At 63.1% G+C, this 21,183-nt stretch carries 16 protein-coding genes and 1 CRISPR repeat array; of the genes, 4 read left to right on the top strand and 12 right to left on the bottom strand.

All coding sequences use genetic code 11. From position 1 onward, the window contains the following. The 9 genes from cas6e to H163_RS23320 all read right to left on the bottom strand — a co-directional run bounded on the left by cas6e (position 1) and on the right by H163_RS23320 (position 12,477). Positions 1–768: a type I-E CRISPR-associated protein Cas6/Cse3/CasE gene (gene cas6e / locus H163_RS0120375; protein ID WP_019966471.1), complete on the bottom strand. Its 768-nt coding sequence runs from the start codon at positions 766–768 to the stop codon at positions 1–3. Beyond that, positions 765–1,523 (bottom strand): type I-E CRISPR-associated protein Cas5/CasD, encoded by a 759-nt coding sequence (gene cas5e, locus H163_RS23335; RefSeq protein ID WP_019966470.1) that lies wholly within the window; start codon positions 1,521–1,523, stop codon positions 765–767. The genes cas6e and cas5e overlap by 4 nt, the downstream gene beginning before the upstream one ends. After that, on the bottom strand, positions 1,520–2,608 hold the full coding sequence (cas7e, locus tag H163_RS23330; RefSeq protein ID WP_019966469.1) for a type I-E CRISPR-associated protein Cas7/Cse4/CasC: 1,089 nt from the start codon (positions 2,606–2,608) through the stop codon (positions 1,520–1,522). The genes cas5e and cas7e overlap by 4 nt, the downstream gene beginning before the upstream one ends. A gap of 1 nt (position 2,609) precedes the next feature. After that, positions 2,610–3,251, bottom strand: a complete 642-nt coding sequence (casB, locus tag H163_RS0120360; RefSeq protein ID WP_019966468.1) for a type I-E CRISPR-associated protein Cse2/CasB — start codon at positions 3,249–3,251, stop codon at positions 2,610–2,612. Then, positions 3,248–4,969: a type I-E CRISPR-associated protein Cse1/CasA gene (gene casA / locus H163_RS23325; RefSeq protein ID WP_051105442.1), complete on the bottom strand. Its 1,722-nt coding sequence runs from the start codon at positions 4,967–4,969 to the stop codon at positions 3,248–3,250. The genes casB and casA overlap by 4 nt, the downstream gene beginning before the upstream one ends. 590 nt (positions 4,970–5,559) lie before the next feature. After that, positions 5,560–6,585, bottom strand: coding sequence for a hypothetical protein (locus H163_RS0120345; protein WP_019966465.1), 1,026 nt, complete (start codon positions 6,583–6,585; stop codon positions 5,560–5,562). A gap of 166 nt (positions 6,586–6,751) precedes the next feature. Then, positions 6,752–7,057 carry an addiction module antidote protein gene (locus tag H163_RS0120340; protein ID WP_019966464.1) on the bottom strand — a complete coding sequence of 102 codons (306 nt, stop codon included), beginning with the start codon at positions 7,055–7,057 and terminating at the stop codon, positions 6,752–6,754. Beyond that, the gene (locus H163_RS0120335; protein WP_026356121.1) at positions 7,054–7,353 is read right to left on the bottom strand and encodes a type II toxin-antitoxin system RelE/ParE family toxin; all 300 of its coding nucleotides are present in this window, start codon (positions 7,351–7,353) and stop codon (positions 7,054–7,056) included. Before H163_RS0120335 ends, H163_RS0120340 begins: the two co-directional genes overlap by 4 nt. A gap of 93 nt (positions 7,354–7,446) precedes the next feature. Next, positions 7,447–9,553: a CRISPR direct-repeat array (repeat unit 29 nt; unit sequence CGGTTCATCCCCGCGTGTGCGGGGAACAC). 152 nt (positions 9,554–9,705) lie between these two features. Then, a complete protein-coding gene (locus H163_RS23320; protein WP_019966462.1) occupies positions 9,706–12,477 on the bottom strand; it encodes a CRISPR-associated helicase/endonuclease Cas3 in 2,772 nt (923 codons plus the stop codon). Between the two features lie 262 nt (positions 12,478–12,739). Between H163_RS23320 and H163_RS0120325 the strand changes: the two genes are divergently transcribed. From H163_RS0120325 to H163_RS24500, 4 genes are all read left to right on the top strand, one after another. Next, positions 12,740–13,846, top strand: coding sequence for a methionine ABC transporter ATP-binding protein (locus H163_RS0120325; RefSeq protein WP_019966461.1), 1,107 nt, complete (start codon positions 12,740–12,742; stop codon positions 13,844–13,846). Next, the gene (locus H163_RS0120320) at positions 13,836–14,513 is read left to right on the top strand and encodes a methionine ABC transporter permease (protein ID WP_019966460.1); all 678 of its coding nucleotides are present in this window, start codon (positions 13,836–13,838) and stop codon (positions 14,511–14,513) included. Before H163_RS0120325 ends, H163_RS0120320 begins: the two co-directional genes overlap by 11 nt. Before the next feature lie 38 nt (positions 14,514–14,551). Then, a complete protein-coding gene (locus H163_RS0120315; RefSeq protein WP_019966459.1) occupies positions 14,552–15,349 on the top strand; it encodes a MetQ/NlpA family ABC transporter substrate-binding protein in 798 nt (265 codons plus the stop codon). 247 nt (positions 15,350–15,596) lie between these two features. Next, complete coding sequence (locus H163_RS24500; protein WP_155975147.1) at positions 15,597–15,764, top strand: hypothetical protein; 168 nt, start codon at positions 15,597–15,599, stop codon at positions 15,762–15,764. Between the two features lie 870 nt (positions 15,765–16,634). Here the strand turns inward: H163_RS24500 and H163_RS0120300 are convergent. The 3 genes from H163_RS0120300 to H163_RS0120290 all read right to left on the bottom strand — a co-directional run bounded on the left by H163_RS0120300 (position 16,635) and on the right by H163_RS0120290 (position 21,176). Next, positions 16,635–17,744: an NAD(P)/FAD-dependent oxidoreductase gene (locus tag H163_RS0120300; RefSeq protein WP_026356119.1), complete on the bottom strand. Its 1,110-nt coding sequence runs from the start codon at positions 17,742–17,744 to the stop codon at positions 16,635–16,637. 353 nt (positions 17,745–18,097) lie between these two features. Next, complete coding sequence (locus H163_RS0120295) at positions 18,098–19,684, bottom strand: ORC-CDC6 family AAA ATPase (RefSeq protein WP_019966456.1); 1,587 nt, start codon at positions 19,682–19,684, stop codon at positions 18,098–18,100. A 379-nt stretch (positions 19,685–20,063) separates the two neighbouring features. Next, positions 20,064–21,176: a sulfate/molybdate ABC transporter ATP-binding protein gene (locus tag H163_RS0120290; protein WP_019966455.1), complete on the bottom strand. Its 1,113-nt coding sequence runs from the start codon at positions 21,174–21,176 to the stop codon at positions 20,064–20,066. Positions 21,177–21,183: the final 7 nt, after the last annotated feature.

The following is a 21,183-nucleotide window of genomic DNA, read 5'->3' as shown; positions in this document are numbered from 1 at the left end:
TCAGGCCCTCCGGATCATCATCAGGCCGCAGCCGAAGGCCTTGGCCCGGCCGAAGCCACGGCTGAGGCGCGCCAGAAAGGCCGCCGGGTCCTGCACCTCAATGAGACCGGCAAGATCCAGCACGCCGAAGCGGGCGGGCTTGCCCTTGCTGCGCGGCACCTGCTCAACACGGTATGCCTCCATCCGCAGGCCCTTGAGAGCAAAGCCGGAGCGTTCCCCCTGCCCTTTCAGCCAGGCCACCGCCGCATCACGGGCCGCCGCCTCGCGCAAGGTGCCACGTTGCAGGGCAACACCCGCTTCCGCCTCGCGGCGGTGGATCAGGTCCATCACCACATCACTGCGTTTGCGCAGCGGCCTGCCGTTGGCATCCGTGCCAATCTTGCGGTCAACGGTGGCGTTGACGCTCAGCTCGAAGGCCAGCAAGTCGCCGGGTTCCAGCTGCGGCTCAAAGGGGCGGGAGGAAATCTCGAAGAAGGGCGATTCCTCCTGTCCCAGTTCCGGTCCCAGCACGTAGTAACGGTCCTCCTGCGGGTCGCGCCGCCACAGGAAAGGCGCGCCCTCCCCGGCCCAACTCTCCCCGGCACTACCCTCAACTGCCCCGCCCTCAGCTGCCCGGCCCTGCAGATGCGCAGGCATGGCCGTCCACAGCAGACGGTGGCCCGTGTTCATCTGCGCGGCGCTGTCAGCGGGGTTGAGCAGGCCGATAAGCGGGGCCACATTGCGCGAAGAACGGCGCAGATCCAGCCGCGAAAGATAAAGCCCGCTCATCGTGCAGCCTCCCGTTCCGGCCTTGCAGGCAGGCTGAGGCCCGTCACATATTCGCTGCGGCTGGCAAACTGCCAGCTGCTGCGGCTTTGCGGATCATCGCGCCGGGTATGCTGGCGGGAAATACGGGCACCAGACGGAAGATCCCCCAGGGTCTCCACAGCAAGCTCGGCCTCACGCGGCACAGTGGCCAGGAGCGCTGGATCCGCTTCGAGATAGGCAAGAAAGGCGCCTGCCGCATCCGGTGACGGAACCACTAGCGGGTTGAGCGGACGCGACAGCGGGCAGGACTTGCGTCCCAGCCAGAGCGCAAAGCGCGGGCGGCGGAAGGCCTCCGCCAGCGCCGCCAGATCAATGTCCTGCCCTTCCGCAACGCCATCCGCAGCGGTAAAGCCCGCGAGATAGCGCACATCCATGCGGTATTCGCGCCGGGTGATGGAGGTTGAAAGCTCCTCACGCAGGGCAAGGGCTGCCGCACGGCTGCGCGGGGCCCCAGCCGAAGATGGCAGGGACTGGAAGGTATGGAAGTCGGTCAGCAGCTTGCCGCTGCGCTGGCTGAGGCTGGCCGTGCGCAGCCCCGCAAACAGGCGCGCCTGCCCGGCGGCATCCTCCCGGCGCAGGCCAAGCGCGGCGCCAGCCAGGCCCAGCAGCGCCGAGCGGGAGGGCCGCTCCGCCGTGCCGCGCTGCGCGTTGCCCGCCGCCTCACCAAAACTGGCCAGGGGCGCTTCCAGCGTGATGACGAGCCAGCTCTGCGTCATGCTGCCCCGGCCTCTGCATCTTCAGTCACTCCGCCAGCAGCAAAGGCCGCCAGTTCGTCCAGCGTGGCGCTGTTTGCATCGCCCACCTGAAGGCAGCACTCGGACGTCCAGTCCCGGCCATAAGCCTTGGCAAATGCGCCGCGCTTGGCCAGCAGTGCTTCAACGGATGCAGCCGTATGATCGCGGCCTTCGACGGGACGGGTGAAGGCCCCTGCCAGCGTGCGCGGCTGGGCATCGCCCAGCTCGGCCAGAATGAATTCGGCCTTCACATGGTTGGCAAAGCTGTTCTTCTTGCCGGAGGGCGAGGCCACGGAAACAGTGCGCACCAGCGCCTCGACCGCACGGGCCGCCAGCTCCCGGTCACCGCCAAGATTTTCCGCCAGAAGCTCCAGATCGGCGCAGATGTAGAGGTAGAAAATACCGGCACCGAAGCCGGCCTCGCCGACGAAACCAGCGCCAGCATCTTCGCTTGGCCGCTTCAGGTCATCGACGGCGGTGTAGAAGTCGTCCTCCACCTCGGCGCGGGAGGTGGTGAAGGCATGAGCCACCTGAACCGCAGCATCCCGGTTGAAGTCCGGATTGTCGGCCAGCATGCGGCCGAACATGGCAATATCAACGGCGCCGTCGGCCTTGAGGAAAACCGTCTTCGCCAGTTCCTTTTCCTTCGGCAGCTTTTCTCCGGCCAGCTTGCGCAGCGCAATGTCCGTTGCGATCTGCCGCTCCTGCGGGGAAATGAAGGCCAGCTGCTCGGTGTAGGTGGGGTTAGCGTCCTTCTCCCCCTTCAGCTTGCCGAAGACGCCCGCAACCTCGCGGGCGATCTCAACTGCCTTGTCCTCGTCTGCGCCCTTGTCCAGAAGCGCCTGCCTCAGCACTTGCCCCATGCGCTGGGTACGCTCGCCCAGATTGCCGGTCAGCGGCTGGGTGAAGGCTTCATGGGTGCGGATGGAGCGCTTGATGGCCTGGCTGGACATGCGCATGCGCGGCACACCGCCCAGGATCATGCTCTTTGGACGGCCCAGATCATCCCGGTTGGGGTTGGAGGCCGGATAGGGGGTCAGAATGTGAAGCTGCAGAAAGCGGGCCATATCAATTCTCCTCAGGGGTATCATGTCCGGCGGCGGGGCTCTCCTGCTCCCCGGCCTTGCCATCGCCCGCAGCAAGCTGCGGCTGGCCGTAATAATCGAAGGTCCATTTGCGCTGCACGGCGCCGTCAAAGCCGATGACATCGCGGATGAAGGCGGCCGCATCAAAGGGCTCGCGCCTCACCACGTTCAACGCCCGGCGGGCATGGCGGCAGAAGTCATCCGGCTCTTTCCACGCCCGCATCATCGCGCCGAAGCGGGACACGGACCAGCGGCGGCGGTCGTCGGTTCCGGCACGCAGGCCATCCGGCGTGAGGCCCAGAAGCCCGGCAAAACCGCGCTGCCTTTCCTCAAAATGAACGTCCGTCTCTGCCAGCAGAATGGCCAGCACCCCGAAACGCAACAGCAGCGTTTCCTCTTCCTCGAACTGGGCCTGCAAGGACCAGGCCTTGCCGGATGCCCGGCGCACGGCCTCGATGAGAGCCTGCGTCTGCGGCTCCAGCAGAGCTTCCAGCGGCCCGGAGGCCCGGCGCAGCCGTGCCCGCCCTGCCCTGTCGCCGCCTCGGCCGGTCACCGGATTGGGATGCAGCCGCTGCCACCAGTCCCTTGCGGCTTCAGCGGCTGATTTGTTGAGTTTCATGGTCATTCGTCCCTCCCGGAGCGGGATTTTGCCTTTTGCGCGCCTTTGCCCTTGTCCTTTTCCTTGTCGGGGACCGGCAGGGGCAGACGCAGAGCTTCAAAGAACCGCTTTCCGCCCGGCCCATAGCCCCGGCAGCTGCGCTGCAAGGCGGCATAGGCCTCGACAACCGGCTGTGCCCGCTCGGGCGGCACGTCTTCAACGCTGGCAAACTGATTGAAGAGCGACAGCACGGTTTCCTCGATCTGCCGCCGCCAGTTCTGCCGCTGCCGCTCTGCCCGTGCCTCAAGGCTTTCGTCCGCACCTTCCTTCAGAAAAGCGGCGGCCAGCCTGTGAAACTGCGGTTCTGTCGTGTCGAAGAAGGCGGCCTGCGCATTGCCCAGCGCGCCTTTTTCCGCATCCGGCGTCTGGCCGGAAAACAGCGCCTTGCGCAAGGCGTCACGCAGGGCAGACAGCGCAGCACCCCCAGACTCGGAAAAGCTGAGGACCAGCTCGTCCAGAGCCTTCGCCGTGGCCCGGTCACGAGCCAGATGCATGGGCTGTTCGGCGAACTGATAGGCCATGGCCTCCATATTGTTCATCGCCCAGCCGCCAACGCGCAAAACCGGATCGCGGCCAAGCGCCAGCAGTGGCTCTACCCGGCTCAGCCTTGCGGCATGCACATTGAGCGGCAGCCGGGACAGACTGCCCTCCCCTTCCCCCGCAGCCGCAGCCATCCAGTCGCGGTAGCCGAAACGGGCGGTCTTGGGCTTCACCGAATAGGGCGGCTCGCCCTCTTTCATCTGGCGGTAGGGAGTCAGAGGATGCTGCCAGATGCCGTAATTCATGCCGTAGGGCCGCTGGGCAAAGTGTGTCACAACCGGCCCCTCCCGCCCCGTCAGGGCGCAGACGCCCGGCTGCGCGGACGCCACCAGCCGCAGGCGGCGGGGCATGCCGAAGAAAGCCTGCAAGGGATGTGTTGCCCCAGCTTCATCGGGATGAAGCGCCACGCCACCTTCAGAGGTGAGTGTTGGCGCAAGCCAGGGCAGGATGGTGTGAAGCCGGCCGGTTGCGTCACCGGTGCCAAGTTCCGTCACATTGGCCAGCAGCCGGTGCCAGAGCGCAACCGGCGCCTGCCCCTCATCCGCCACGGGGAACACGAGAACGGACAGCGGCCCGCCGCCCCGCATCGACGTGCGATTGCCCGCCCCGCCGGCCGGAGCAAAGGCCTGCAAGGCATAGAGCGTCATGGCTGCCGCAGGCAGGCCCAGCGCCGGATAGCGGCCCCGGTGCGTCAGCACATCAGCATTCTTCTTCTGGCCATTCTGGCCCGGCGTATCAATGAAAAGCCCCTCAATGGGCGAAAGGGCGGCAGGCTTCAGGTCCGCCTCGAAGGCCTCCCGGTCCTGCAGGAAGCGCGGCCCGTCGCCCAGCAGCTCGAAGGCATGGGTGAAAGGGGCGATCCGCTCCGCCAGCTCGTCCCGGCTAAGCGCGCTGTCCCACAGCGCCTGCCAGTCATCCTCGTTCTGCACATCAAGGCAAAGCTGCAGCACCCCGATGCTCAGCTCATGGCAGGCGATATCCAGATCCGGCCTCGGCCAATCAAAGGCGACCGCATAGTCCGCCCCGGCCTCCGGCGCATCAAAGGCGGAAAAGCCGCAAGCCAGCCCGGCAAAATCCACCCACCGCCGCTCCCCGGATCGCATGACCACGGGAAAACACCGGTCCGTCAGAACATTGAACCCCATCCCACTCCCCCGGCACGGGCCTTGCGCTAACAGTCACGCAACGCCCCCATTTCCGATATGAAAGCACCACCAGAAATAAGCACAAAGCCGAAATACACGAAAGTCACATAAAAACACCTCGGCAACGAAGGTTGCCGAGGTGTTCGAATCGGGCTACAAATCAATAATAGCCGAAGATGAGAACCATCCACTGAATGGCTTCTGATACAAGCCAATCAACGATTGTGGACAGAATCTGAGACAATATCATTTCTGCGATTTTCAGCATGGTTTCCTTTCGGATTGAAACGCCTCGCATGGCCGTGCGGGGCGTTTTCGTTTCCATCATCCACTACGGATGATGCGCCTATCAGATAGGTCGATTCGCAATCTATCGTCAAGCCTATCAGAGAGATCATCAAAGCTTACGCCAAACGGGTAAGTCTCCTACACAAATCACTCAGCCTCAAAATGAAAACCCCGCGTTTGCGGGGAACTGGAAACGTCTGATGATCAGAGCGACCAACAAAGCGGTTCATCCCCGCACACGCGGGGAACTCGTCGGAAAAACCCTATAATCCCCTGCATGTCAACCGCCTCCCAGTTGCCCATCACACATCCGCAGCGCGGGGCGGGCGGAGGCGGCGGTAGAGGTACTGGATCAGGGTGCCAAGGCCTCCGATACCCGCAATGCCGAGGAAAGCGGCGATGGCGACGCCGATCTTGTTGGCTGTGTCGAGCGCAACGCTGACGCCGCCAACGGCCCTGCCGATCCGTGTGAAGAGATCCGCAGAGACGGCAATGGTCTTGGGGAAGCTGCGGACGGGTCTTTCGATGGTCTCTCCGCCGAAGATCAGTTTCTGCCGCAGATCAATCGTCAACTGAAGCTGCCCCTCCTTGCGGGGCGTCACCACCCAGAGGAAGGTTTCCTCCTGCCCGTCGGGCACCTGCCGCCAGATCATCTCCTTCGGCTCGATATCGAACCCGGCACCGCGCAACTGCACCCCGATGGTGGATGACGTTTCCGTCTGCACCGGCGCCAGCGTTACGGGCTCCATCGTGGCGCCGATGCTCATGGCCGCCGCAGGGCCGGTTGCCGCGACAGTATCGCCCTTTTTGCCCCGGCTGACATAGATGAAGGCATCGTGCGGTGAATCCAGAACCATGTCAGGGAAGAATTCGCCGCTGACTTCGGTGACGCGCAGTTCCCGCCGCTGAACCTCTTCAAGGATCGCCGCCCGCCCGGCGGCATCAGCCTGCGCATGCCGCTTGCCCAACTCCGTGAGGCTGAGACGTGTCAGATCCTGCGGCAGGATCAGATCCTCCCCCGAGGCGATGGCATGCGGAGAGAGGATATAGGCATGCTCGTGAAGGTAGGCGTAAGATGCCGTTTGCGCGATGCCATGCATCAGGTGGGCAATTGTGGCAGACGGATCGCTGGCAGGCTCCGGATCACGTCCGGGCGAAGGCTCGACGGCACCTGTCGTTGTGTAGTCGATCAGGGCCTTCCTGCCGCCGCCATCCAGCCCGGCCACCTCAAGCAGCGCTGTGCCCAGCGGCGGGGAAAACAGCACGCCGGCAAAGACGCCCGCTCCGAAAACGGCTGGAACACCCAGCCACCAAACCAGCCTGCCCATGCCGCCCCTCCCCACTCAAGGATGCAAACACTCGCCAGCCTCAACCTTACGGCAAGGGCAGGAAGGAATCAATCATGGCTCTTAGAAAACGCGGCAGCCGCTCAGGGCTCCAGCACCAGTGGCACGGAAGCACGATCGCCGAATGATGGGGGAAGTCCGGCACATGTCAGCATGAGGAGACGGGAGCGGAAACCTTGGGAGCCAGCCTGATACCGAGTGCATGCAGCACTTTCATGATGGTCGCAAACTCGGGGTTACCTTCCCCGCTCAACGCCTTGTAAAGCGCTGCACGGCTCATGCCGGTCTCGCGGGAGAGCTGGCTCATGTTACGCGCCCTGGCAACAGTGCCAAGGCAGCGGGCAATAAAGGCAGGATCCTCCGTTTCGAAGGCCGCAAGCATATATTCCTCGACGGCTTCTTCACTGTCGAGATATTCGGCACTGTCAAAAGGGCTGAGTTGGACTGTCATCATCCGTCCTTCCATTCATGTGCGATCTGCAAAGCCTTCCTGATGTCTGCCGGTTGCGTGCTCTTGTCACCGCCACACAGAAGCAGCACCAAGGCGTCACCACGCCGCAAATAGTAGACCCTGTAGCCGGGTCCATAATCTATCCGCAATTCGCAAACGCCCTCGCCTACCGGCGCAAAATCCCCCGCATTCCCTTCGGCAAGCCGGTCTATGCGCATGGCAATCCGTGCCCTCGCCCGCTGATCTGCCAAGGATTTCATCCAGCGGTGAAAGGCATCCGTCTTGATCACATTGACCATAAACATGTACTCCATAGAGTGCAATTTGTCTAGGAGACCTCTGCGATACCTTTGCCTCCAGTCCATCAAACAAGAGCAAGGATGCCGTAAGTCCGGCCCATCCCTGCGTGTGCGGGGAACACTTCGGCAAGCGCACGCTGTACCCTGAGGCGTTCGGTTCATCCCCGCGTGTGCGAGGAACACGGCCACCCAGCCCGCCTTCCCGGTCAGTCTTCCGGTTCATCCCCGCGTGTGCGGGGAACACGGCAAGACGCAGAACGTCGGCACTCCGGATCCCGGTTCATCCCCGCGTGTGCGGGGAACACTAGTCAATCTGCGGGACCGCCTCTCCGGCGGTCGGTTCATCCCCGCGTGTGCGGGGAACACACAGGCGATCTGCCCCAGGAAGTGGCAAAGCCGCGGTTCATCCCCGCGTGTGCGGGGAACACATCACGACGTTGTCGTAGAGGCGCCAAGTGACCGGTTCATCCCCGCGTGTGCGGGGAACACTGCCGCCGCATCCATTTCCCGCTCTACCCGCGCGGTTCATCCCCGCGTGTGCGGGGAACACGACCCCAGGATTGGTCAGCAGGACCGAGACGACGGTTCATCCCCGCGTGTGCGGGGAACACGCCGTGGATCAAGGATCTGGCCAGCCTGACGGACGGTTCATCCCCGCGTGTGCGGGGAACACCGCAGGATCAGCCGGAGCCGGGTCCAGATAACCGGTTCATCCCCGCGTGTGCGGGGAACACAGAGCTTCAACGCAACGCAAGGAAAGCTGGCGCGGTTCATCCCCGCGTGTGCGGGGAACACTCTGTAGGGCGATGTTGGCCTACGTTGTTCGCCGGTTCATCCCCGCGTGTGCGGGGAACACGTGTCCCGGCACGTGCCGCGCAGATCCGCCACCGGTTCATCCCCGCGTGTGCGGGGAACACCGATGTTATCACCGGCTCCAAGGCCACGTTCATGGTTCATCCCCGCGTGTGCGGGGAACACCACGGAGCGGATCGCGCCAGCAATGCGCAGCGCGGTTCATCCCCGCGTGTGCGGGGAACACGAGCTCCGCCGTCCGCCGCTGCGCCATGCTGGCCGGTTCATCCCCGCGTGTGCGGGGAACACGCGGTAACGAGGATCCCTGCCGCAATGCTGGTCGGTTCATCCCCGCGTGTGCGGGGAACACACACAAGCGGACAAAGCGCGGTCATTTGTCCGCGGTTCATCCCCGCGTGTGCGGGGAACACGCCCGCAGGGTCAAGCCAACCTGCGCGCCAGCCGGTTCATCCCCGCGTGTGCGGGGAACACCACCGCTCGTATTGCCGCCACCGAACGCCGCGCGGTTCATCCCCGCGTGTGCGGGGAACACTGTAGTGCGGCTGCTAATTGTGGGGGCAACGTCGGTTCATCCCCGCGTGTGCGGGGAACACGCAGGCCTCAACCGCAGTTACCTGCGCAAGACCGGTTCATCCCCGCGTGTGCGGGGAACACGGGTAGTCTTGGGTTCGTGGTGACTGGTGGCGCGGTTCATCCCCGCGTGTGCGGGGAACACAATCGCTCTACCATCAGCAATCTGTCCCCAACCGGTTCATCCCCGCGTGTGCGGGGAACACCGTCGATGAGCTAGGCCTGTCTCTGGAAAGCGCGGTTCATCCCCGCGTGTGCGGGGAACACACTAAGCTCGCACAAGATCAAGGCCGAATACGCGGTTCATCCCCGCGTGTGCGGGGAACACCGTTGATCAGGCCACCACAAACCTGCAAACGGCGGTTCATCCCCGCGTGTGCGGGGAACACACCGCTGATCTTCATCTTGCAATGATCACAGGCGGTTCATCCCCGCGTGTGCGGGGAACACATCATCTTCATTGCCAACCACCATGCCCCAGGCGGTTCATCCCCGCGTGTGCGGGGAACACATTGAGCGGGGATGAATTGAGGACAGTATGTCCGGTTCATCCCCGCGTGTGCGGGGAACACTCCTCCATCTGCCCGGCAAGACCGCTGATCCGCGGTTCATCCCCGCGTGTGCGGGGAACACGTGGTGCCGGTCGGCCAGATGCCAGAGCACCAGCGGTTCATCCCCGCGTGTGCGGGGAACACCAACCCGGCAAAACGCTCCAGCGCCGCCACCACGGTTCATCCCCGCGTGTGCGGGGAACACAGCGGCGCCGCCTTCTTGGGCTTCCGCTGTTCCGGTTCATCCCCGCGTGTGCGGGGAACACTCTTGCTGGAGAGCATTGATCTGACAGTAGAATTTCAAAGAGCGGAAAGCTACCGGAAAATCAGGGGCTTTCGGGGGCGGGTTGGAGAGTGGCGCAAAGGGCTGTAACAGGCAAGAGAAACCCGGCCAGATTGCAGCTCTGGCAGAGCGGCATCACTCTCGCGCCGCGCCGTTCATCAGGCCCTTGCTGCGGCTGTAGGACAGCGAGCGGCTGAAGTCCGGGCCCGCATCCAGATGGCCGTCTTCCTCCAGAATGGCGATGACGATGGAGGCCTCGAACTCCGGCCAACTGCGGCGCAGGGTTTCGCGGGCAGCGGTGCGGCACCTTTCTTCTGCCGCGTCCGGTGCCGGGCTTGCATCCCTGCCCTGCCGGGTAAGAATTGCCTTGCGGCAACTGAGGGCAGACAGGGCCCAGGCCTCTGCCATGGCATCGGGGCCGGGGCCGCCGGGTTCGGCCAGCGGCACCAGCTTTCCATCCCGCATCCGGGCGATGCGCAGGGTGAGCGTTGCCTCCCCCAGCCTTGTGCCGATTTCCTCATCGGAGGAAAGCTGATCCTGAAGCCCGGTGTAGCCATCGGCAGGCGCCGCCAGATTGAATTTTGCCAGCTGCCGGTTGCCCTGCTCCTCGCCTTCCGCCATCTGCTGGGCCTGATGAAGGGGCTCAGGCACATCGTCCCAGCTGCCTGCATCATAGACAGTCTCGATCAGCGGGCGCATGTCCGTGGGGCTGACGATGCGGCCCCGGTCAAAAAGGTGGCGCGCCGTGCGCCACAAGACAGCGGGCCGCCTGTAGGTGAAGGCCGCCTGCTGCAGGACATCAACGCCCCATTTCGCATCCGCCACTTCGTCCGGATCCGCCGAGAGCACCACAAGAGCGGGGGCGGCAAAGGGCCGGGTTTCCAAGGGCCGCTGCGGCATGTGCCGCCACAGGCGCCCGGCACGCTGGATCAGCAGATCCACTGGCGCAAGGTCGGTGAAGATGAGATCAAAATCGAGGTCCAGCGACTGCTCGATCACCTGCGTGGCGACAAGAGTGCGCCCGGCGCGCCGCTCTTGCGGCGCATTCTTGCCGAAGCGCGAAAGAACTTCCGCCTCGATGGCCTGCCGGTCTACCTGCGCCATGCGGGCGTGGAACAGGTCCACCGGCACACCGCCTGCCTGCCTGAGTGCTTCAAACATGCAGATGGCCGGGTCCACCGCATTGCAGATGATGGCAACGGCAGCGCCCTGGCGGGCTGCTTCCAGCGCCTCCTGCATCACCGCTTCCCGGCTGGCAGCCCGGCGCACCGTCACCTCACGGTGGAGACGCGGGTCCGTGCCCGGAGCGGTTCGCGTGACGGTGCCTGCATCCAGACGGGTGATCAGGGGATAGGGAACACCGGCAGGGTCTGCCCCCGCATCCAGGCCCTGCGGTGCGCGCATGCCCAGCCCTTTGGCAAAGGCTTTCAGCATCGCAGCCTTCTGCGCCTCGGCGAGCGTTGCCGACAGCACGATGGCAGAGCCGCCCAGCATGGCGTGCAGTTCAAGAAGGCGCTCCAGTTCCTCGCCCATATAGGCATCAAAGCAGTGGGCTTCATCCACGATCAGCACATGGCTGGCAAGGCCTGCCTGCCGCAGGGCCAGATGCTTCTTGCGCAGGATGGCCAGAAACGCCTGATCGATGGTTGCCGCCCCCACATCCGCCAGCAGCGCCTTGCGGCGGCTGTCCGCCAGCCAGCTGGCACAGAAGGCGGAAACGGGCTGTTCGTCTGCGCCGGGATCAAGGATTGCAGTGGCGGCCTGCGCCGCACTGGCCCGGAACACCTGCGATAGCGAAGCCTGCCCATGGGCAAGCACCAGCGAGGGTGAGCTTCCGTCTTCAAAAAACTGCCGGTAAACCGGAGCAAGCCGGCCATACATGGCGTTGGCGGTCGCCATGGTCGGCAGGGCCATGAAGACGCCCTCCCCCATGCCCTCTGCCAGCATGCGTGCGGCCAGCACAAGAGCTGCCTCCGTCTTGCCGGCACCCGCCGTATCTTCAAGGATCACGAGGGCCGGATGGCCGGACAGCGGCAGCTCTGCTGCTGCCTGTTGCAGGGGCCGGGGCGAGATAGCCGCAGCGGGGGCCACGCGGGCGAGATCCGGCGCGGCGAAGGCGGCGGGCGGGCACAGGCCCTTTTCCCGCACGGCCTTCCCGGCTGCCTCCAGCGCCAGCGGCCAGTATTCATCCGCGCCCATGTCCGGGTCCTGCGGCCCGAAGAAGTCAGCATCCGAGCCCACCCAGTCCGCCAGCGTGATCAGCCCGGCAACAGGCCAGGACAAGGCCTTGAAGGCAGAATTGTCCTTCAGCCCTTCCAGCGGCTCGGGCTTCAGAATGCGCGCCAATTCCCCCGCCACATGGGCAGCGATGGGGACAAGCTGCGGGCCGAGATCGGGATCGTTCACGGCATCCCTTGTCATATCGTCAGGAGATGGCGGCACACCGTGATGTCCGGCAATGGCCGCAATCAGCGGTGCCATCTGACTTTGCAGGTAGGCTGGCTTGACAGAGGGAAACAGCCCGGTGAGCAGAGGCGCAATCGATGGCGCACGCAACAGCAGCGCCGTATTGCGCCAGTGCGACCGTCCCGCCACCGGCAGCAATGGCCCAAACTTGTCCTCAGGCCAGATTTCGGGCCACTTGATCTGGAAACAGCGGGAAATCTTGCCAAGATCATGCAGCCCGGCCAGAAACGCCAGCACCAGCAGCAAGCGGTACTCCGGCACGTCATACCGGACTGCCAGACGGCGCAACAGGCCCGGCTTTGCCTGCAAGAGACAATAGGCGGCGGCCGCCACGTCCAGCAGATGATGCAGCACCGGCTTGTAGGCCGCGCCCCCCAACAGATCCGCAGCCAAGGTCTTGGCCCAGAACCGGCTCGACAGATGATGAAGATCTTCCTGCATGCTCAACCCCTTGCAGCTCTTCTGCTTTCATCAATCATCACGTGCATGCGGTCAATGCGGCAGAGGCTTCGCCACGTCCTGAAAATTTTTTCCCCGTATTTTGCGTTTCGGGCCAAGCCGATCCGGTATTGAGGCGATATAGATGACCCGGTCCCTCGCGCCGGAGGCGCGGCTCTGGGATATTAGAGTCACAGTCTGCCAGCAGGCCCCCTCCCGGGGCGTTGCGGGCGGTCCTTCCAACAGGTTCCTTGCCCCCGTGAACATGCAATCCATTCCGCCCGATCCGCACAGTCTTGCGTCCACAGAAGCTGACGGCAGCCCGGCGCCTCTGGTGCAGATCAAGGGCGTGGCGAAGATCTATCCGGCCCGCAGCGGCCATGCTGCCGTCGAGGCGCTGAAGGACATTGACCTGTCCGTCGCGCGCGGGCGCATTCTGGGCGTCATCGGGCGTTCGGGTGCTGGCAAATCCACCCTGATCCGCCTCGTCAACGGGCTGGAGCGTCCCAGCCGGGGCGCGGTGATCGTCGATGGTACCGACCTGACGCAGTTGAGCGAAGCGGCTTTGCGCGCCGAGCGCCGCTCCATCGGCATGATCTTCCAGCACTTCAACCTGCTGGCCCGGCGCACCGTGTTCGACAACGTGGCCCTGCCGCTGGAAATCATCGGCGCCAGCCGGTCCGAGATCGAACGGCGGGTGCGCCCGCTGCTGGATCTCGTCGGCCTCGACGGCAAGGCAGACCGCTATCCGGCCGAGCTCTCCGGCGGCCAGAAGCAGCGCGTCGGCATCGCCCGGGCTCTGGCCACCGATCCCAAGGTGCTGCTGTCCGACGAGGCGACATCGGCACTCGACCCGGAAACGACGGAGCAGATCCTTGACCTGCTGCGGCAGGTGAACCGGGAACTGGGCCTCACCATCCTGCTCATCACCCACGAAATGAGCGTGATCAACGCCATCACCGACGAGGTGGCGGTGATCGACGGCGGCAAGATCGTCGAGCATGGCCGCACCTTCGATGTCTTTACAGAGCCGCAGCACGCCACCACGCGCAGCTTCGTCTCGGCCGTGACCGGCGCCGTGCTGCCGGAGCATCTGCGCGCGAAGTTGCAGAGCACGCCCCAGCCCGGCGGGCAGGCGCTGGTGCGCCTGATCTTCAAGGGCGAAGGCAGCCAGAGCCCGTTCATCAGCCACTTCTCGCGCACGCTGGGGCTCGACCTGTCCATCGTGCAGGGCAAGATCGACCAGATCGCAGGCCAAACCTATGGCCAGCTGGTCGTCAGCGTCGATGCCGCACCTGAAACCCTTGCCGCCGTTGAGGCGGGAGCCCGCTCCCACGGCCTGACCAGCGAGGTGCTTGGCTATGTTGCCTGATTTCCTGCCGCCGCACATTCTCAAGCTGATCTTCGACAGCCTGCTGCAAACCCTTCACATGGTTGCCGTTTCCGGCCTTCTGGCAACGGCCATCGGCCTGCCGCTGGGCGTGTTCCTGGCCACCAGCCGCAAGGGCGAGCTGTTTGCCGCCCCCGCCCTCAATGCCGTGCTGGGCCTCATCGTCAACGCGGCGCGCTCCACCCCCTTCATCATTCTGGTGGTGGCCATCGTGCCGCTGACCCGGCTGATCGCGGGCACGTCGATTGGCACCACTGCGGCCATCGTGCCGCTGACGATCGGCGCCACGCCGTTCGTTGCCCGTGTCATCGAAGGCGCAATCCGGGGCGTGGATCAGGGCCTGATCGAGGCCGCCCGCGCCATGGGGGCAACGCCCTTGCAGATCGTGCGCAAGGTGCTGCTGCCGGAGGCGCTGCCTGCCATCACTCACGCCCTCACCTTCACCGCCGTCAGCCTTATCGGCTATTCGGCCATGGTCGGCGCCGTCGGCGGCGGGGGCCTTGGTGATCTCGGCATCCGCTTCGGCTACCAGCGCTTCATGCCCGACGTGATGCTGGCGGTGGTGCTGGTGCTCATCCTTCTTGTGCAAGGCGTGCAAAGCCTTGGCGACAGCCTTGCCCGGCGCTTCGACAAGCGCGCCCGGCATTGAAGTTTCCGCTTGTCCTTTCCCAGAACCGGAGTGCTCACATGCTCTTCAAGTCCATTACCGCGTCCCTGACGGGCGCCGTTGCTGCCCTCACCCTCTTCGCTGCCGCCCCGGCTTTTGCCGAGACGATCAAGGTCGGCGTCACCCCCGGCCCCCATGCCCAGATCATGGAAGAAGTGAAGCGCCTTGCCGCGCCGAAGGGGCTCGACATCGAGATCCTCGAATTCTCCGACTATGTGGTGCCGAACGAGGCGCTGAATGCCGGTGATCTGCAGGCCAACTCCTTCCAGCACAAGCCTTATCTCGACAACCAGGTGGCCGACCGCGGCTATCAGCTGACGGATGTGGCCTTCACGGTCAACTTTCCCATCGGCGTCTATTCGCAGAAGCACAAGGCGATCACCGACCTGCCGGAAGGCGCGACGGTTGCCATCCCGAACGATCCGACCAACGGCGGCCGCGTGCTGCTGCTGCTGGATGACGCGGGCGTGCTGAAGCTGCGTGAAGATGCAGGCGTCAAGGCCTCCATCGCCGACATCGTCGAGAACCCGAAGAACCTGAAGATCGTCGAGATCGACGCCGCCCAGCTGCCGCGCTCGCTGCCGGATGTGGATGCCGCCGGCATCAACACCAACTATGCCAAGGAAGCCGGCCTTGATCCGGTCAAGGACCCGATCCTGCGCGAAAGCCCGAAGGGTCCTTACGTGAACCTGATCGCCGTGCGCACGCAGGACAAGGACGCCGCCTGGGTGAAGACCCTCGTGGAAACCTACAATTCCGACGAAGTGCGCAAGTTCGTGGAAGACACGTTCCACGGCGCAGTTCTCGCCGGCTGGTAATCAGCCCGGAACTTTGACCGAAGCAAACGGCAGCGCCCCTTTCCAGCGATGGATTGGGGCGCTGTTGTTTTTGGGAAGCTGCGGCGAACATGTGCGCCGGTTCTGACGCTCCGCCCCTCACTCCGTCATGCCATGGCTTGACCATGGCACCCATGCCATTCCCCATCGGCACGGGCAGCACCTCGAAGGGTCTCATCGTCACAGGGGCCCAATCCCGTGCACAACGTGCTGAGACGCATCGGGGTGGATGCCATGGTCGAGCCATGGCAGGACGAAAGCGGAGGGGTTTTCGCGTGATGGCGGCGTGGTCATTGGCGAGGCGGCGGGACTGCGCAAGGTGGCAGGACGGCGCAAGGCCGCAGTGCCGGTTCTGACACTCCGGGCCACCCACACACTCGGTCATGCCATGGCTTGACCATGGTACCCATGCCGTTCCCCATCCGCACGGGCAGCACCTCGAAGGGTCTCATCGTCACAGGGGCCCAATCCCGTGCACAACGTGCTGAGACGCATCGGGGTGGATGCCATGGTCGAGCCATGGCAGGACGAAAGCGGAGGGGTTCTCGCGTTATGGCGGCGAGGTCATTGGCGAGGCGGCGGGACTGCGCAAGACGGCAGGACGGCGCAAGGCCGCAGCGCCGGTTCTGACACTCCGGGCCACCCAAACACTCCGTCCTGCCATGGCTTGACCATGGCACCCATGCCATTCCCCATCCGCACGGGCAGCATCTCGAGGGGTCGCGTCGTCACAGAGCCCCGATCCTCCGCACAGTGTGCTGAGACGCATCGGGGTGGATGCCATGGTCGAGCCATGGCAGGACGAAAGCGGAGGGGTTTTAGCGTGATGGCGGCGTGGACTTTGCCAAGGAGGCAGGACTGCGCAAGGTGGCTGGACGGGGCAAGGCCGCAGCGCCGGTTCTGACGCTCCGCCCCTCCCTTTTCTCCGTCATGCCATGGCTTGACCATGGCACCCATGCCGTTCCCCATCCGCACGGGCAGAATCTCGAAGGGTCGCGTCGTCACCGATTCCGCGCACAATGTGCTGAGACGCATCGGGGTGGATGCCATGGTCAAGCCATGGCATGACGAAAGTGGAGGGGTTTTAGCGTGATGGCGGCGTGGACTTTGCCAAGGTGGCAGGACTGCGCAAGGTGGCTGGACGGCGCAAGGCCGCAGCGCCGGTTCTGACACTCCGGGCCACCCACACACTCCGTCATGCCATGGCTTGACCATGGCACCCATGCCGTTCCCCATCCGCACGGGCAGCACCTCGAAGGGCCGCCCCTCAGGCCCCACTTAATCCAGCAGCCCAGCGCGATACATCCTCCGCAGTCCGTTTGCCGGTGAGGGCGTCAGCCACGCCGAGGCCCATCAGCGGGCCGAGCTTGAAGCCGTGACCGGAACAGGCGCTGAGCAGCCAGCCGGACTTGCCCAGCGGCTCGCTGACGAAGCGCTCGTCCGCCGAGACGGTGTAGTAGCAGATCTTTTCCTCGATGATCCGGTAGCGGTCAGAGCCGCGCAGCGTGCCGGTCAGGGCCTCGCGCACCGGGGCAATGTCGGCAGGCGTGGGCGTGCGGTCATCGCTGCCGTGGCCGATGCGGGTGAAGCGGTGGTCGCCGATCTTCAGCCGTGTGCCGTTGCAGGGCGGCAGGACATAGGCGCCATAGCTGCCGCTGCCCATGTCGATGATGATGGGTGCCAGCGCCCAGGCGGCGGCCATATCCTGCGGCGGCTCCAGATAGAGCACCAGCTGGCGCGAAGGCACGAGGCGGCAGGCGGCGGAAGGCACCAGATCGCTCACCCAGGCACCGGCGGCCACGATGACCGCATCGAAGCTCTCGCGGCTGCCATTTACCGTTACCGTGGCGCTATCCGGGTCAACATCCGTCACGCGGGAGTGAGGCCTGAGGTTCGCGCCGTTTTCTGCCAGCCAGGCGGCAAGGGCGGTGATCGTGCGGGCAGCAAAAAGCACACCGGTTCCGCCCACCTCGAAAGCCTCGCGGATGCCGGAGGTTTCCAGCACCGGGATCATGGCCGCAAGCCCGTCCAGCGGCAGGGGGCGGATGGGGATGCCCAGCGCGTTCATTTCCGCTTCGGCGGCGGAAAAATAGCTCACCTCCCCGCGCGAGACATGCACCATCGGGCGCGGCTCGAAATGGCACTGCCCCAGATCCTGCCAGAGCGCATCATAGGCGCGGAAGGCCTGTGGCATCAGCTGGCCGTAGCCATCCAGCCCCGGATAGATGTGGCGGGTGATGCGGTGCTCGTCGTGAGAGGTGGCCAGCGGATTGGGGATCGGCCCCTGATCAAAAACCGTCACCGCCACACCGGCCTTGCGCAAGGCCCATGCTGCCGGCAACCCGCCAATACCAGCGCCAACAATCGCAACTTTCACCGTCTCGTCTCCTGTGCCTGTCAGACCCAATCTAGACAGGAAGCGTCAGCGGCAACAGCGGCGCGCGGCCATCCCCAGAGGCGGGAGTTCCCTCTCCCAGAAAGATGCGTTCAATTTCCCAGTCTGGTTAGGATGGCGTGGGACCGGGTGGAGCCGCCTTAAACGCTGATACCATTGATCTATTTCGTACACCCCAATGTGTCTTTCTAGCGGCTTTTATAGCGGCAAGCAATTTGCAGCCACTTTCTATAAGATGTTCGACGTGCACTGCAAGGCGCACTCCATTCGTGCCAAAGCAGCTTCGCGTCACCAACTATGGAGCAGTCAAAAGCCAGACCAACAAACAGCGATCTTCAGCACGCTGAATTACCAAACAAACCACTCTCAATTCGCAGAATATCTTCCGCATTCAGAATCGCTCGGCGTATCGAACGATAATCGTCAACTGGGACGTCGATGTAGTCAAAAGCGTCTGTCTGGAACAGGCCTGCTGGAGCTTTCTGTGTGTTGATAAGCTCAACATAACATCCGTAGTCGATCTTAAATGCATCATACCGGACACCTGGCTCGTCGTGAGACGAAATGTTTTTCTTCAAGGTATGAATCACTCGAGCATCATATAGTCTATCGATATGACTATCGCGACTTCCTGATTTAACTAGAAACGCCCTCGCTTTGCGCTGACCGATGACATAGTCAATAATAAACTCCAAAATACTCGAAAGTACAACATTCGAGTTAACAGGCGACGCTTTGTCTTGGAGATACCAATCCCTGGCCGCAGTTCTTACATCAACGACTGACGCTTTGTTCCCAAATGCCTTCGTTACAACTTTAGTAGCAAGATTCAACGCATCCCGAGGGACCCCCTCAGATGCCCTGACCAATTCCTCGAACGCATTGACCTGCGTGAACAAGAGCTGAACCAATTGATCAGCAGACTTAACGTCTGCAAAGTCTCCGCCCGCTTGCAAGTGCCTGTAAAACAAATTTTTGAAAAATTGCAGGGACCTATGCTGATTACTTTCGAATACGAGAAAGTCATCAAGGTTGATGTCTGCCGAGATGTCAGCTCCCAGCTCTAGACCAACATACTCTCCTCTCTCGCCGGGTAGATAAAACAACGAGCGATGTTCTATAGCGCCGATCTTAACCACCACATTTTCAACGGGCATTAGAGTTCTACGTAGAAGGTCCGCGAGGTAGGGCTGAAGGTCGACTGGAATCTCGGACCACTCGTCGAACAAGACCCAAAACGTCCCAGGACTAAGCACGGACAGGAGCGACCGCAAAGTTCCCTGCACTCGGCCAAAGTTTACCGATACACGTTGTTTTCCAACATTTTGCATGTGCCTTTCTGACTCATGTCCAAAGTTGCCGGAGCTTTTGCCTCCCAACGCTAGAGAGCCGTCACGGACCGAGAAATCAGCATGGACTTCGGAAACACTCTGTGAAGTCGCGGCCTCTCTGACAAGAGCAGTCGTTTCACCGACAACCCTTACCTCAGAAATCGCCTTTTCGAAGTCATCAACCCGAAGGGATATCTGCTGGGGATGCAACGCGGTGCTGATGGCTGACACAGCCACCTCAAACAAGTGACCGGCAATGGCATTGAGAACATCTATAATAAGCCTTGAGCTCCGCTCAGCAAGTGAGAGGCGATCATCATTGTAAATTGATCCATCTGAGCCAATAGAACGTAAATCTATATATATTGCATAATCACCACCCCTGTTAACCTGCTCAGCAAGGTATAACAAAGCATGCGTCTTTCCAGTCCCCCTTCTCCCATAAACAATCTGACTATTCTTTGTATGAATTACATCCGCCAGCGGCTCCGTATCAACAAAAGTCTTTGCCAATATCTCAGAGCTTACCTTCTCAGAACGCTTAGCAAACCCCATGATACATTTTTGAATTGTCTTCAGATCGGATGACATATTCACCCTTCGCTTTCTGCTCGGCCGCGTTCAGCAAGCGTAGACAATTCTAGCCGAGGGTCGCAAGCTTAAAGTGCTAGATAATCACCAACTTGAGAAGGCATTGCCCCCCTTAAAGAGTAAAGCTAACGGTCGCGGACGAAGCGCTCGAAATACACTCGACCTGCTAGTTACCAAATCCACAGCAATTTGCTCAAAGGTCCGCCGCTTGGCCTTCATCCGTTTCACTTCGGATGGAATCATGCAGCCGGAGCGCTTGCGCCATTTATAGAACCTCACGCCGCCCCTGCCGCCATCCTGTCCGGCTGTTACACTGCCGCAACTCTAGCCGGGCCAGGACAAAAGCCCAAGCCCGGCAAAAGGAACCGGCAACAAGCCCTCAGCGTGATGCGGCCCGCGCGGATGCGGGGGAGCCTGCCTCCTCCCCGGCCGCACCGGAGACGGCAGCCCCGCCATTGGACGGAAACACCTTCCACGCAAGCGGGCGGAAGGAAATCTGGCTGCGCAGCGAGGCCGGGTGGCTGACGGGAACGTCGATCTCCACCTTGTGGCGCGAGCCGCCGAGTTCCAGTTCGAGACGCCGGGAGCCGGCATGGCGGCGGCTGGCGGAAACGGTGCCGGCAAAGCAGCCGCCGCAGCCCTGCGTGATGTCCACCTGATCCGGGCGGAAGAACAGCGTGCCATCCCCTTCAGCAGCGCCCTGTGCGGCAAGGCCGGTGGGCCGGTCATCGAGCCACACCTGCCCGCCCTCGATCCGCACCGGCACTTCAGATGCTTCGCCGATGAAACGGTGCACGAAGGGCGAGCCGGGATTGTCATAGACATCATCGGCAGAGCCTACCTGCTCGATCCGGCCCCGGCTCATCACCACGACCCGGTCAGCCAGCTCCAGCGCCTCTTCCTGATCATGGGTGACGAAGACCGTGGTGTGGCCGGTGGTGTCGTGGATCTCGCGCAGCCAGCGGCGCAGATCCTTGCGCACCTGCGCATCCAGCGCGCCGAAAGGCTCGTCCAGCAGCAGCACGCGCGGCTCGATGGCGAGCGCCCTTGCAAGAGCCACACGCTGGCGCTGGCCGCCGGAAAGCTGCGCCGGATAGCGCTTTTCGAGGCCGGAAAGCTGCACCAGATCCAGAAGCTCCAGCGCCCGCCGGTTGATATCCTCCTTCAGCGGGCGGAAGGCGCGCGGGCGGACGGAGAGGCCGAAGCCGATGTTCTCCAGCACGGTCATGTGCCGGAACAGGGCATAATGCTGGAAGACGAAACCAATCTGCCGCTCCTGCACGCCGCGGCGCGACGCATCCTCCTTGCCGAAGAAGATCTGGCCGCTGCTGGGTGCTTCAAGCCCGGCAATCAGCCGCAGCAGCGTGGTCTTGCCGGAGCCGGACGGCCCCAGAAGGGCGATGAGTTCGCCGGAATGAATGTCCAGAGACACATCCTCCAGCGCATTGGCGGCACCGAAATCCTTGCGGATGTTGCGGATGGAAAGCTCCATGGGTCAG

Source organism: Pannonibacter phragmitetus DSM 14782, from assembly GCF_000382365.1.
Lineage (GTDB): Bacteria > Pseudomonadota > Alphaproteobacteria > Rhizobiales > Stappiaceae > Pannonibacter > Pannonibacter phragmitetus.
The sequence above is the reverse complement of the archived record's forward strand: the minus strand, read 5'-3'. Positions and strand labels throughout refer to the sequence as shown.